The following is a 13,231-nucleotide window of genomic DNA, read 5'->3' as shown; positions in this document are numbered from 1 at the left end:
TGATGACCGATCTTTATCAGTCCCAGCGCGCAATGCGGCAGATGCGCAGGCAGGCCATGCAGCGGGGCGTCGTCGCCATTCTGGATGTTGGCAGCTCCAAGATTTCCTGCCTCGTTCTGCGCTTCGACGGCACCGGACGGCTGAGCGAGGACAACTCGATCGGCTCGATGGCCGGGCAGACCGGTTTCCGGGTCATCGGCGCGGCCACAACCCGTTCCCGTGGGGTTCAGTTTGGCGAAGTGACCGCCATGCAGGAAACCGAACGCGCCATTCGCACTGCCCTGCAGGCCGCGCAAAAGATGGCCGAGATCCGCGTCGATCACGTCATTGCCTGCTTTGCCGGTGCGAACCCGCGTTCATACGGTCTGGATGCGCAGGTGGATCTGGAAGGCCAGCTGGTGACCGAGGCCGAGATCGGGCGCGTTCTCAACGCCTGCGATGTGCCGGACTATGGGGCAGGGCGCGAGGTTTTGCATGCCCAGCCGGTGAATTTTGCGCTCGACAACCGCTCGGGCCTAATCGATCCGCGTGGACAGCTGGGGCAGTCTCTGGCCGTTGACATGCACATGCTGACCGTCGATGCGATCGCGATCCAGAATATCGTCCATTGTATCAAGCGTTGTGATCTTGAACTCGCCGGGATCGCCAATTCCGCCTATGTGTCGGGCATTTCCGCACTGGTCGAGGATGAGCAGGAACTGGGCGCGGCCTGTATCGACATGGGTGGTGGCACCACCAGCGTGTCGATCTTCATGAAGAAACACATGATCTATGCCGACTGTGTGCGCATGGGCGGCGATCACGTCACCGCCGACATTTCCATGGGGTTGGGCGTACCCGCCGCCGTGGCCGAACGGATCAAGACTTTCAACGGCGGGGTGCACGCTACCGGCGCCGATGACCGCGAGTTGATCGATATCGGCGGCGAAACCGGCGACTGGGAACACGACCGGCGCACCGTCAGCCGGGCCGAGCTGATCGGCATCATGCGCCCGCGCGTCGAAGAGATTCTGGAAGAGGTGCGCGTGCGTCTGGACGCAGCGGGCTTTGAGCATATGCCAACACAGCAGATCGTGCTTACCGGGGGTGGCAGCCAGATCATGGGGCTGGACGGTATGGCCAGCCGTATCCTTGGCCAGCGCGTGCGCCTGGGTCGTCCCCTGCGCGTGCACGGCCTGCCACAATCGGCCACTGGACCGGGCTTTTCCTCGGCGGTTGGTCTCAGCCTGTTCGCCGCACACCCTCAGGACGAATGGTGGGATTTCGAGATTCCGGTCGACAATTACCCGTCCCGGTCGCTGCGCCGCGCGGTGAAGTGGTTCAAGGACAACTGGTAAAATGACGCTTCGGGGCGTTGCGGTGCTCGGTATGGCGTTGCTCGCAACGCCGGCCGAACCTCAAACACTTATCACGCCCGATGATTTCCTGGACGCAGCTGTTGGAAAGACGCTGAGCTTTCACGAGGTGAGTTCGGGCGAGCTTGTGGGCAAGGAACAGTTTCTCAACCGGTCACTTTCAGTCTGGAAACGGCCCGGAGAGCAATGCGTCTATGGTCAGATCAGCACCCGCCACGGGCAGATTTGTTTTCTGTACGATAACGATGTCGACGGATTGCCGGTGTGCTGGTGGCCGTTTCTGAACGGGGATCAGTTGATGGTGCGGTCGAGTATTCTCATCGGGGCCGAGACACAGGAAGTCCGGTCAATCACGACCGAGACGATTTCCTGTCCGAATGCCCCTCTGAGTTGAAGAATCAGGTTGCGATGCAAGGATTTATCCCGCAAAATATCGACAAGGCCCAACAGAGGTCATCGGCAGGACGAGCAGTCGCCTACGCCGAAAATATGTAAGTTCAGATGTGCGCCGCAAGGTTCTGGCTGCGCATCCGGTGTTGTTGCCTTGTGGTTTAATGGGTTTTTTCCGCAACATCTGGCGATGTTTGCGAAATACTGCTGGTTTGCGCCATGATTTCTCCACATTTTGTGGAATTCCGCGATTTTTGACGTGACGTTTGCCAATTGGAAATGTAGAATCACCTGTGGATAGGCAAGAAAAAGACCGCATTTGCGGGATCATAAAAACAGGCGGACAGAGCATGACATTGAATCTTTCGATGCCCGGGCACGATGAATTGAAGCCTCGGATTACGGTTTTTGGCGTTGGCGGTGCAGGTGGCAACGCTGTCAACAACATGATTGAGAAACAACTTGATGGCGTCGATTTTGTGGTCGCCAACACCGACGCTCAGGCGCTTCAGCAAAGCCGCTCGCAATCGCGGGTGCAGCTTGGTGTGAAGGTGACCGAAGGGCTGGGCGCGGGTGCGCGCCCCTCGGTTGGCGCCAGCGCCGCCGAAGAAAGCATCGAACAGATCGTTGACCACCTGGCGGGCGCGCACATGTGCTTTATTACCGCCGGTATGGGCGGCGGCACCGGCACCGGTGCGGCGCCGATCATTGCGCAGGCCGCGCGTGAACTTGGTGTGCTGACCGTGGGTGTCGTCACCAAGCCTTTCCAGTTTGAAGGCGCCAAGCGGATGCGTCAGGCCGAGGATGGCGTTGATGCGCTGCAAAAGGTCGTCGACACGCTGATCATCATTCCCAACCAGAACCTGTTCCGCCTGGCCAACGAAAAAACCACCTTTACCGAGGCGTTCTCGATGGCGGACGATGTTCTGCATCAGGGTGTCAAAGGCGTGACCGACCTGATGGTGCGTCCGGGCCTGATCAACCTCGACTTTGCCGACGTCCGCGCGGTGATGGACGAGATGGGCAAGGCGATGATGGGCACCGGTGAAGCGACCGGCGAAGATCGCGCCATTCAGGCCGCAGAAAAGGCCATCGCCAACCCGCTGCTGGATGAAATCAGCCTCAAGGGTGCCAAGGGCGTTCTGATCAACATCACGGGCTCACACGACCTGACCCTGTTCGAGCTGGACGAAGCAGCCAACCGCATCCGCGAAGAGGTCGATCCAGACGCCAACATCATCGTGGGCTCGACACTGGACACCGACATGGAAGGCGGCATGCGCGTTTCGGTTGTTGCAACCGGTATTGATGCCACCGACGTTCAGTCCGATGCACCGGTTGCGCGCCGCTCGATGTCGGCGCCGCTGACCCGTACCGTTTCTGCTGAACAGCCGGTCGAGGAACAGGCACCTGTTGCGGCTGAAATGTCGGAACCCACGCCCGAGCCCGAAGTCAGCCGCGAGCCTTCGCTGTTTGAAACGGTCGATGAACCCGTGCGCGAGGACGCGATGTTCGAACCGTCACAAGCCGGTGCGGACATGGATGACGACGGTCTGCCGCCGCCAGCCTATCAGCCGCAGCGCGACGAGTACGAGCCGCAGCAAACCGTTGCCGAGCAGGCACCGGAAAGCTACGTGGCCCCAAGAGCGCCCGGCAACCCGTCGCCCGAGGCATTGCAGCGCCTGCAGGCCGCGGTTCAGAACGTGCCTTCGGCCCGTCAGCAACGCCCGGCCCAACAGCCGCAGGAACAGCAGGTTCAACCGCAGCAAGAACACCACGAACGTCCGCGTTTCGGGTTCAACCGCTTGATCGACCGGATGACCGGACACGCCTCCGACACACCGGCACAACCCGTTCGTCAGCAGCCGACACTGCGCCAACATGACGCTACGGCACCCGCTCAGGATGACTCCGACCCCGAGCAAGACCGGATCGAAATTCCGGCCTTCTTGCGGCGTCAGGCCAACTGACAGCGGTAACAAACTGAACAGATGGGGCTGCCAAATGGCGGCCCTTTTCTTTTTAAAATCAGTTCATTAAGTGCTGGTAAGCAGGGATTTGCCGATCTGTTACATACATGTTTCATTCGGTTACAAAGAGTGAATTGAGCCTTGACTGTCTCTCGCTTAACTCAGTGCCAACACGGCCCGCAGAGGCCGGACACTGCTCACAGAGGCCCACATTGCAACATACGCTCAAAGCTCCGGTCGCGTTCAAAGGCATTGGACTGCACAGCGGTAAACCCGCAACCATGGTTCTGCACCCGGCTGCTGCCGGCCACGGAATCTGGTTCAAGCGCACGGATATTGAGCTTGGCAATGCGATGATCCCCGCCATCTATGACATCGTCGAGCGGACGCCTTTGTGCACCCGTTTGGTCAATGATGCGGGCGTGTCTGTGTCGACCATCGAACATATCATGGCCGCGCTCGCCGGATGTGGCGTCCACAACGCCCTGATCGAGATCGACGGCCCCGAAGTTCCGATCATGGATGGCTCGTCGGTTGATTTTGTCCGTGGCATCATGGCCAAAGGTGTGCGCCGTCAGGCCAGCCCGGTTCTGGCGTATGAAGTCCTCAAGGAAGTGACTGTGGAACGCGAAGGCGCACGCGCCTCGATCCGGCCCTCCGACCGGTTGGAAATCGAATTTCACATCGACTTTGACGATGCGGCCATCGGCAGCCAGACCATGACGCTGGATATGCGCAACGGCTCATTCGCCCGCGAACTTTCCGATTGCCGCACGTTCTGTCTGCGCTCGGATGTTGAAGCGATGCGCGAAAATGGTCTTGCCCTGGGCGGTACGCTGGACAACGCCGTCGTGGTCGATGGCGAACTTGTGCTGACGCCGGGCGGGTTCCGCCACAAGGACGAAGCCGTGCGCCACAAGATGCTGGACGCGCTGGGTGATCTTTATCTGGCGGGCGGCCCGATTCTCGGCCACTTCGTCGGGGAAAAGTCCGGTCATTCGATGACCAACACCCTGCTGCGCAAGCTGTTTGAAACGCCGGGTGCTGTGCGCCCGGTCCTGTGTTCACCGGAACAGACCGAGCTTCTGCCGGGGCAGGGGCTGATCTGGAACGAAATTCCCGAAGTTGCCTGATCTGACCGGAACTCGGTCAGCAATTCGGTCACAATGCCGATAAGGCGTTTTGCACCGGAATTTTATGTGCTAGACCGAAGCCCAATCCGGGGCGACCCCACGAGAGAAGACGACAAGGATGGGCGGTATGGTTGGCAGCAAAGCGGCAGTCAGGCTTGCGGGCGCGATTCTTCTGACAGCCACTTTGGCAGCGTGCAGCGGCGGGCTGTTCGGTGGCAGCAGGGTAGACCGGAATCAGAACCTCGAAGGCTACACGCCTGAACAGATTTTCACCCGTGGCGAATACGAGCTGTCGCAAAGCAACGCGGACAACGCCGCGTGGTATTTTTCCGAGGTTGAGCGTCTGTATCCCTATTCCGACTGGGCCAAGCGCGCCCTGATCATGCAGGCGTTTTCCTATCACTCCGACAAGAACTACGAAGAAAGCCGGGGTGCCGCGCAGCGCTACATCGACTTCTATCCGACGGATGAGGACGCGGCCTATGCCCAGTATCTTCTGGCGCTCAGCTATTATGACCAGATTGACGAGGTCGGGCGCGACCAGGGCCTGACCTTCCAGGCGCTGCAGGCGCTGCGCACGGTGATCGAGGTTTATCCCGACAGCGAATACGCAACATCCGCGATCCTGAAATTCGATCTGGCCTTCGACCATCTGGCCGGTAAAGAGATGGAGATCGGGCGCTACTACCTGCGCAAGAAACACTATACCGCCGCGATCAACCGTTTCCGCGTCGTGGTTGAGGATTTCCAGACCACCTCTCACACAGCCGAGGCGCTGCACCGTCTGGTCGAGGCGTATTTGTCCCTCGGCCTGGTAGAAGAGGCGCAATCGGCGGGGGCTATTCTGGGTTACAACTACCAGTCGTCCGAATGGTATGACAGCAGCTACAAACTGCTGACGTCGCGTGGGCTGGAACTCAAGGACCGTGGCGACAACTGGCTCAGCCAGATTTACCGCCAGTCGATCAAGGGCCAGTGGTTGTAAGCGCGATGCGAACTGGCCTCGGACGGTGACACCCGATGCTGCGCGCCCTTGATATCCGCGATATGCTGATCATCGACCGGATGGAGCTTTCGTTCCAGCCGGGGCTGAACGTGCTGACCGGTGAAACCGGCGCGGGCAAATCCATCCTGCTGGATTCGCTGGGATTCGTTCTGGGCTGGCGCGGTCGTGCCGAACTGGTCCGGCAGGGGGCCTCGCAGGGCGAGGTGGTGGCCGAGTTCGAACTGTCCCCGGGCCATGCTGCCCACGCGATTCTGGACGAGGCCGGATTGCCCGGTGGTGAGGAGTTGATCCTGCGCCGGGTCAACACTTCGGACGGGCGAAAGACGGCTTGGGTCAACGACCGACGCTGTTCGGGCGAGGTATTGCGGGCGCTGTCCGAAACCCTGATCGAACTGCACGGCCAGCACGATGACCGCGGCCTGCTGAATCCGCGTGGACATCGCGCGATTCTGGATGCCTACGCAGACGTTGATGCCCAACTGACCGCGACCCGCGCCGCATGGGCCGACATGTCGCGCAAGCGCAAGGCGCTAACAGATACCGAAACCGCTCTGGCTGCCGTACGCGCCGAGGAAGATTTCCTGCGCCACGCCGTGGCCGAGCTGGACAAGCTTGATCCGCAACCGGGCGAGGATGCCGACCTCGACGCCCGCCGCCGTATGATGCAGGGGGCCGAGCGCATCCGCGATGACGTGGCCCGCGCCTTTGCTTTGTTGGGGGCAGAAGGCGCCGAGGGGGCGATGGGCGACGCGGTGCGCTGGCTTGAAGGGGTGTCCGACAACGCAGGCGGCCAGCTGGAAGAGCCGATTGCCGCCCTTGGACGCGCTCTTATCGAACTGGGCGAGGCGCAGGATGGCGTCAACGCCTGCCTTGAGGCGCTGGATTTCAATCCCGCCGAACTGGAAGCCGCCGAAGAGCGCCTGTTCGCCATCCGCGCACTGGCCCGCAAACATGACGTGGCTCCCGATGATCTGGGCAATTTTGCCGAAACTTTGGGCCAACGGCTGAAACAACTCGACGCAGGCGAATCCGATCTGGCGGATCAGCGCGCCGAACTGGCCGCTGCCGAAGCGGATTATGAGGCCGCTGCCACCATCCTCAGCAACGCGCGGCGCAAAGCAGCCGGAAAGCTGGATCAGGCCGTCATGGCCGAGCTTGCCCCGCTCAAGATGGAACGCGCGGTGTTCGAGACCCACATCACCCCGTCCGAACCGGGGCCCGACGGGCACGACATGGTAGCCTTCACGGTCGCCACCAATCCCGGCGCTCCCGCCGGTCCGCTAAGCAAAATCGCCTCGGGTGGTGAACTCAGCCGCTTTCTGCTGGCGCTCAAGGTCTGCCTCAGTGGCGATGACAGCGGGCGCACGATGATCTTTGACGAAATTGACCGCGGTGTCGGCGGTGCGACCGCTGATGCCGTCGGGCGGCGTCTGGCGTCGCTGGCGCAGGGCGGTCAGGTGCTGGTTGTCACCCACTCGCCGCAGGTCGCCGCCCGCGCGTCCCATCATTGGCGCGTGCAAAAGATGGTGGCCGACGGGCAAACACTGTCATCGGTGATCCCGCTATCCTCGGACGAGCGGGTGGACGAAATTGCGCGTATGGTCGCGGGCGATACGATCACCGACGAAGCCCGCGCCGCCGCCCGCGCTTTGCTGGACGCCTGATCCGCGATCTTGCCGCAACGCTTGGGGCACAGTGTCGTGAACCGACTTTTCTATGCTCTGCGCGTGGCTTACTAATGGTCAGGACATGACCCAAGTGGCCAGATGACCCAGTCAACCCGAACCGTATTACGCAACCAGCTTTCTCAGGCCATCGCGGCGCTCAAGGATGCGTGGCGGGTTATGCGTCGCCGTGGACCCAGCCAGATCCAGTTCTGGTTCATCGCCCTTGCCATCGGTATTGCGGCCGGATTTGCCGCCCTGTTGTTCCGCAAGGGCATCGCGGCGCTTCAGGCCCGGATCTATGGCACCGAAGATATCCTGTTCCTGCACACCTTTGCCTCCAGCCTGCATTGGTTCTGGGTGCTTATCATCCCGATTGTCGGCGGACTTGTGGTCGGGTTCATCCTGCACCGGTTTACCGATGACGGGCGCGTGCGCTCGGTCGCGGATGTGATCGAAGGCGCGGCCCTGACGGACGGCCGGGTTGAGACAAAGGCGGGTATCGCCTCGATGTTCGCCTCGCTCATCACGCTCAGTTCAGGCGGGTCCACGGGGCGAGAAGGTCCGGTGGTCCATATGGCGGGCGTAATCTCGACATGGGTCAGCCAGAGGATCAACGCCGACGGCATCACCGGGCGCGACCTGCTGGGCTGCGCCGTCGCAGCGGCTGTTTCCGCCAGCTTCAACGCCCCGATCGCCGGGGCGCTTTTTGCGCTCGAAGTTGTGCTGCGCCACTTTGCAGTACACGCCTTTGCGCCCATCGTGATCGCCTCGGTCGCGGGTACGGTGATCAACCGACTGGAATACGGCGATGTCACCGAATTCACTCTCAACACGCCGGGGTCGCTGCAGTTCTACGTCGAATTGCCTGCCTTTCTGCTGCTGGGCCTGATCTGCGGTCTGGTCTCGCTTTTGCTGATGCGGTCGATCTTTTTTGCCGAGGATATCGGCACCCACATTCAGAATCGCCTGTCCCTGCCGCGCTGGCTGCGCCCGGCGGTTTCCGGCGCGATGCTGGGCCTGCTGGCCATCTGGTTTCCGCATATTATCGGCGTGGGGTATGAAACCACGACCCGCGCCCTCAGCGGTGATCTGCTGCTGTCCACGGCGATCCTCTATGCCGCCATAAAAACGGTGGCCTTGGCCATCACCATGGGCGGCCGCATGGGGGGCGGCGTGTTTTCTCCGTCGCTGATGATCGGTGCGCTGACCGGTCTGGCCTTTGGCCTGATCGCCACGGGTCTGCTGCCGGATGTGTCCGGCACCCATACACTTTACGCCTTTGCCGGAATGGGCGCCGTTGCCGCAGCGGTTCTGGGCGCCCCGATCTCAACCACGCTGATCGTCTTTGAACTGACCGGCGACTGGCAAATCGGGCTGGCGGTGATGGTCTCGGTTTCGATGTCCACCGCCCTTGCCTCGCGCCTGGTGGACCGGTCCTTCTTCCTGACCCAGCTTGAACGCCGTCACGTTCACCTTGCCGCCGGTCCGCAGGCCTATTTGCTGGCGATGATGCGCGCCGGTGCCGTGATGCGGCCGCTGGGCGATGCGCGCTCGATTGACAAGGAACAGGCGCTGGAACTGATCGAACAGGGGCTTTGTGTTCAGGCCAGCGCCACGCTTGAGGCTGCGATGCCCTATTTCGATCGCGATGACATCCCCTGCATCCCTGTCGTCATCGTTGAAGAGGATGGATCGGAGACGCCCGTGGGTGCGCTCTATCACATCGACGCGCTCAAGGCTTACAACCGGGCACTGGCGGCCACAGCGGCCGAGGAGCATTCGTAACAATGCCTGATTGCGAACCGGACCGCCGGTGCGCGATGGCTGTGGCCAGTGCAACAATCTGCAACTGCCCGATGCGCATTCCGATTCAAATCAGACACAAAGCGCGATAAGCTGTGCCTGAGGCAGATAGCAGGAGAGAACGATGCCAAAAATCGTCTTTACCATGTTCGCGGCAGCAGCATTCTGGGCGGTTGCGGGCACCGATCAGGCACAAGCGGGCCCCAGTGGATTTTATGAGGTCGTCGGCGTCGAAGACGGTGACATGCTCAAACTGCGCTCGGGGCCGGGAACCGGGTACAGGGTCATTGTCGGCCTGCCCAACGGCGCAGTTCTCAAGCTGCACGAATGCCAGCAGATCGGCAGCAACGAATGGTGCAAAGTGTCGCTCAGGGAAACACGGGCGCTCAAGGGCTACGTGTCGTGGCACTATCTGCAAAAACTCTGAGGCCGCTTCCCCGAACCGCGCAGCATCGCGGCGGCCAACCTAACCGCGCAGCTCTGCCTTCAGCCACTTGATGAACGTGGCGGCCTGCGGGCGTACCGGACCTGTGGGGGTTACGGCATAGTAGGTGACATTGCAGGAGGGCGGCACGGGAACCCGGCACAGTTCACCCGATGCCAGATCGTCGCGAACCAGAATTTCGGTCGCAAACAGGATTCCCAATCCCTGCCGCGCCAGCGAAAGTTGCAGGAACGGAACGCCCAGATCGACATTCCTCAGCTTTTTGGTGTCCAGACCAAGGTCCTGCATCGCCTTTTCTTCATAATCGACTCCCTCTGACCAGATCCACGGCAGCTGATCCAGCGGCGGCATGTCCTCGTTAACCATCGACGGCGCGCCCACTGCGATCACCTCGCATTCAAGCAGGGGTTCGGCATTCAATCCGGGCCAGTCGGGCTCGTCGGGGGTTGCACGAATGGCCAGATCAAATCCCATCGCGGTTATGTCCACGACCTCTTGCGAGGGCAGGATCGAGACGTGAATGTTCGGGTGCAACTGCCAGAATCCGACCAGCCGGGGCAGGATCACGGCTTGTGAGATAAAAACCGTCGCAGCGATCTGAACCGGCTGTTTGCTCTGATCCTGGCGCAGTTCCTGAACCCCCGACGCAATCGTCCCGAAACCTTCGGAAAGGTGCCCGGCAAGCTGCGTGCCCGCATCGGTCAATGCAACGCTTCGCCCCGAACGCCGAACCAGCGCTACCCCAAGCTCAGCCTCCAGCGACCGCACCCTTTGCGCAATCGCTGCATGGGTGACGTTCAGCTCTCTGGCCGCCGAGGCAAAGTTGCCACCGCGCGCCGTCAGTTCAAATGCGCGCAGCGAAGACAGCGATGGCAAAGCTCTCCAGTCGATATTCAATATGATACTCCAGATATCATCTGAGAATATTAGTTGCTTAGCATGATGGCCGCGAAATTGCTATTTCTTGTGAATATATCACCTGGAAGGATATCCGACATGTTACAGCATACATCACCCGACCTTCTCCGGGCTTGTGCGCAATACGCACCCGACGGGCGGCCAACCGATCGGGATCGGGAAAACTTCAGACAGTTTCAAAGACAGACGGCCGAGCGCAAACAAGCCACACCCCCGAACGGGTGGCCGGACAGAACTGCCGCTCTGATCGAAAGACTTACCGCGTTTTTCCGGCTACGCGCCGGAAACACCTGAATGCCGAAAATGCGTGGCGCCGGAGCGCGCGGCTACAGCTGTTCCACTTTCACCGAATCCCCGGTGTAAAACGCCAGATAGCCCTTGATCTCGGCCACAGCGGGGATCGGCTCTTCATAGCTCCAAACCGCATTTTCAGTGGTGGAGGATTTGTTGACGATCGAGAAATGCGTCGCATCCCCCTTGTGCGGGCAGTGGGTCACCTTGTCGGTACGGTCCAGAAAGGCCATCGCGATGTCCGCGCGCGGGAAATAGATCACCGGATCCAGATCCCCTTCGAGCAGTTCCAGCGCGGCGGTCGTTTCGCCCAGAATTGCACCGCCTGAACGGACGCTCCATTTGCCGGATGCTTTGCGGATCGTGATGTGATCGGACATTCCCACTCCTCCCTCGTCGTTTCAGGGCCTCTCCTTAGCCCTTATTATGTAACAGACCGGTGTCACACCGGCTCAGTTGCGGCATCCAACCACAGTCTCGCGTCAGTGCCCAGCCTTGGACCGACTTTTTCCGCGACGTCGCGATGATATGCGTTCAACCAGTCGCGTTCCTCGCGCGTCAGCATATCGACAGCGATCAGGCGGCGGTCGATGGGGGCAAAGGTCAGCGTGCGCCAGCGCAGCATCGCCCGTTCATCGTCGCCGCCGGGCAGGGTCGGGGCCTCTTCGACGACCACCAGATTCTCGATGCGGATGCCAAACGCCCCTTCGCGGTAATATCCCGGCTCGTTCGACAGGATCATGCCCGGTTCAAGCGGCACATGGCTGACCCGCGACAGGCGCTGCGGGCCTTCATGGACGCTCAGATAGGCGCCGACGCCATGGCCGACCCCGTGGTTGAAATCCTGCCCGGCCTGCCACAACGGCACCCGCGCCACGCATTCGATGTCGCGCCCCGCCAACCCGACAGGCCAGCGCAGCATTGACATGGCGATCATGCCCTTGAGGACACGGGTGAAACAGGTCCGCTCTTCTTCCCCGACTTCACCGATGGCGATGGTGCGGGTGATGTCGGTGGTGCCATCCAGATACTGACCGCCACTGTCCAGAACCAGCAAATGCCCGTCCTTCAGCCGGCTGTCCGTTTCCTCGGTCACCCGATAATGCATGATCGCGCCGTTCGGCCCCGTCCCGGCAATCGTATCGAACGAGATTTCCTGCAGCGCGTTGTCCCGGCGGCGGTATTCCTCTAGCCGGGTCACCACCTGCGTCTCGGTGATGCTGCCCGGTGCCTGCCCATCCAGCCAGCACAGCAGTTCCACCACTGCCACCGCGTCACGCAGATGCGCTTCGGCACTGCCCGCGATCTCGGCCTCGTTCTTGCAGGCTTTGGGCAGTGCGCAGGGATCACCGCCATCAACCATCCGTTCGCCAAGCACATCCGCCACCACCTGCGGGACCGAGCCCGGATCGACCTGAACCTGCCCCTCCAGCCTGCCGACCGCATCCAGAAACACATCGACAGAGTGCTGCGCGACCCGCTGCCCCAGATGATCCCCAAGCCCGGCCAGTTTTTCAGCCGCCATGAACAGATCGACCCGGCCATCGCTGTGCAGAATGGCAAAGCCATGCGCGACCGGATTGCGGGCGATGTCCGATCCGCGAATGTTCAGCAGCCACATGATCGAATCCGGCAGGGTGATTACTGCAGCGCTGCATCCAGCCTCGTGCAGGTCCTCGGCCAGCCTGCTGATTTTGCTCTCGGCGCTTTCACCGGCAAATTCAATCGGATGGGCAGTGACCGGGTTCATCGGGGCAGGGGGCTGATCTTTCCAGATACGGTCCACCAGATTGTCACAGCGCACCAGTTCGATGCCGCTGCCCTTTAGTTCCTTGAGCGCGCTTTTGATCTGCCCCGCCGGATGCAACCACGGATCAAAGCCAACGCGCCCACCATCAGGCAATTGTTCTTTCAGCCACGCGGTCAGGCTTACATCCGGCCAGGGAACCGGCGTGTAATCCTTTGCGACCTGCGCCTTGACCTGCGTGCGATAGCGACCGTCGATGAACACGCCCGCAACATCCGCCAGCGCCACGCAAAATCCTGCTGACCCCGTAAAACCGGTCAGCCACGCCAGGCGATCATCCCGCGGCGCAACATATTCCCCCTGATGCGCATCCGCCCGCGGGATCAGAAACCCGTCCAACCCCTCCTGCGCCATCTCGGCGCGCAATGCGGCCAGCCGGGGAGGACCCTGTTCCGGGCGAGCGGTTACGTCGAAAGTCTGGAACATGATGGCCCCTTGCTTGTGTC

Annotated in this window: 11 protein-coding genes; 8 read left to right on the top strand and 3 right to left on the bottom strand. The window is 61.2% G+C overall.

The features are described 5' to 3' along the window. The first annotated feature begins 2 nt into the window (after positions 1-2). The 8 genes from ftsA (at position 3) to ACR0NA_RS06500 (ending at position 9,751) form a co-directional block, all read left to right on the top strand. Positions 3-1,337 (top strand): cell division protein FtsA, encoded by a 1,335-nt coding sequence (gene ftsA, locus ACR0NA_RS06535; RefSeq protein ID WP_170650755.1) that lies wholly within the window; start codon positions 3-5, stop codon positions 1,335-1,337. Between the two features lie 31 nt (positions 1,338-1,368). Further along, positions 1,369-1,749: a hypothetical protein gene (locus tag ACR0NA_RS06530; protein ID WP_480727194.1), complete on the top strand. Its 381-nt coding sequence runs from the start codon at positions 1,369-1,371 to the stop codon at positions 1,747-1,749. A 346-nt stretch (positions 1,750-2,095) separates the two neighbouring features. Beyond that, entirely contained in the window at positions 2,096-3,715 is a 1,620-nt protein-coding gene (ftsZ, locus tag ACR0NA_RS06525; protein WP_480727192.1) for a cell division protein FtsZ, read from the top strand. 212 nt (positions 3,716-3,927) lie between these two features. After that, positions 3,928-4,848, top strand: coding sequence for a UDP-3-O-acyl-N-acetylglucosamine deacetylase (gene lpxC / locus ACR0NA_RS06520; protein WP_480448880.1), 921 nt, complete (start codon positions 3,928-3,930; stop codon positions 4,846-4,848). Between the two features lie 127 nt (positions 4,849-4,975). Next, a complete protein-coding gene (locus ACR0NA_RS06515; protein ID WP_170650751.1) occupies positions 4,976-5,833 on the top strand; it encodes an outer membrane protein assembly factor BamD in 858 nt (285 codons plus the stop codon). A 35-nt stretch (positions 5,834-5,868) separates the two neighbouring features. Continuing rightward, entirely contained in the window at positions 5,869-7,518 is a 1,650-nt protein-coding gene (recN, locus tag ACR0NA_RS06510) for a DNA repair protein RecN (RefSeq protein WP_480727190.1), read from the top strand. Positions 7,519-7,620: 102 nt separating this feature from the next. Further along, positions 7,621-9,306 carry a chloride channel protein gene (locus ACR0NA_RS06505; protein WP_480727188.1) on the top strand — a complete coding sequence of 562 codons (1,686 nt, stop codon included), beginning with the start codon at positions 7,621-7,623 and terminating at the stop codon, positions 9,304-9,306. A 142-nt stretch (positions 9,307-9,448) separates the two neighbouring features. Continuing rightward, a complete protein-coding gene (locus tag ACR0NA_RS06500) occupies positions 9,449-9,751 on the top strand; it encodes an SH3 domain-containing protein (protein ID WP_170650748.1) in 303 nt (100 codons plus the stop codon). 39 nt (positions 9,752-9,790) lie between these two features. Here ACR0NA_RS06500 and ACR0NA_RS06495 read toward each other — a convergent pair whose 3' ends face one another. The 3 genes from ACR0NA_RS06495 to ACR0NA_RS06485 all read right to left on the bottom strand — a co-directional run bounded on the left by ACR0NA_RS06495 (position 9,791) and on the right by ACR0NA_RS06485 (position 13,211). After that, positions 9,791-10,666 carry a LysR substrate-binding domain-containing protein gene (locus ACR0NA_RS06495; protein WP_480727186.1) on the bottom strand — a complete coding sequence of 292 codons (876 nt, stop codon included), beginning with the start codon at positions 10,664-10,666 and terminating at the stop codon, positions 9,791-9,793. Positions 10,667-11,013: 347 nt separating this feature from the next. Continuing rightward, entirely contained in the window at positions 11,014-11,358 is a 345-nt protein-coding gene (locus ACR0NA_RS06490) for a DUF427 domain-containing protein (protein WP_480727184.1), read from the bottom strand. Between the two features lie 62 nt (positions 11,359-11,420). Next, positions 11,421-13,211 carry an aminopeptidase P family protein gene (locus ACR0NA_RS06485; protein ID WP_480727182.1) on the bottom strand — a complete coding sequence of 597 codons (1,791 nt, stop codon included), beginning with the start codon at positions 13,209-13,211 and terminating at the stop codon, positions 11,421-11,423. Positions 13,212-13,231: the final 20 nt, after the last annotated feature.

It is taken from the genome of Ruegeria sp. C11 (assembly GCF_056537725.1).
This window is presented reverse-complemented; position numbering and strand designations above follow the sequence as displayed.

Excerpts from the sequence above, each read along its gene's own strand:
- ftsA (WP_170650755.1), top strand. The coding sequence starts at position 3 with ATGACCGATCTTTATCAGTCCCAGCGCGCAATGCGGCAGATGCGCAGG.
- ACR0NA_RS06530 (WP_480727194.1), top strand. The coding sequence starts at position 1,369 with ATGGCGTTGCTCGCAACGCCGGCCGAACCTCAAACACTTATCACGCCC.
- ftsZ (WP_480727192.1), top strand. The coding sequence starts at position 2,096 with ATGACATTGAATCTTTCGATGCCCGGGCACGATGAATTGAAGCCTCGG.
- ACR0NA_RS06515 (WP_170650751.1), top strand. The coding sequence starts at position 4,976 with ATGGTTGGCAGCAAAGCGGCAGTCAGGCTTGCGGGCGCGATTCTTCTG.
- recN (WP_480727190.1), top strand. The coding sequence starts at position 5,869 with ATGCTGCGCGCCCTTGATATCCGCGATATGCTGATCATCGACCGGATG.
- ACR0NA_RS06505 (WP_480727188.1), top strand. The coding sequence starts at position 7,621 with ATGACCCAGTCAACCCGAACCGTATTACGCAACCAGCTTTCTCAGGCC.
- ACR0NA_RS06500 (WP_170650748.1), top strand. The coding sequence starts at position 9,449 with ATGCCAAAAATCGTCTTTACCATGTTCGCGGCAGCAGCATTCTGGGCG.
- ACR0NA_RS06490 (WP_480727184.1), bottom strand. The coding sequence starts at position 11,358 with ATGTCCGATCACATCACGATCCGCAAAGCATCCGGCAAATGGAGCGTC.
- ACR0NA_RS06485 (WP_480727182.1), bottom strand. The coding sequence starts at position 13,211 with ATGTTCCAGACTTTCGACGTAACCGCTCGCCCGGAACAGGGTCCTCCC.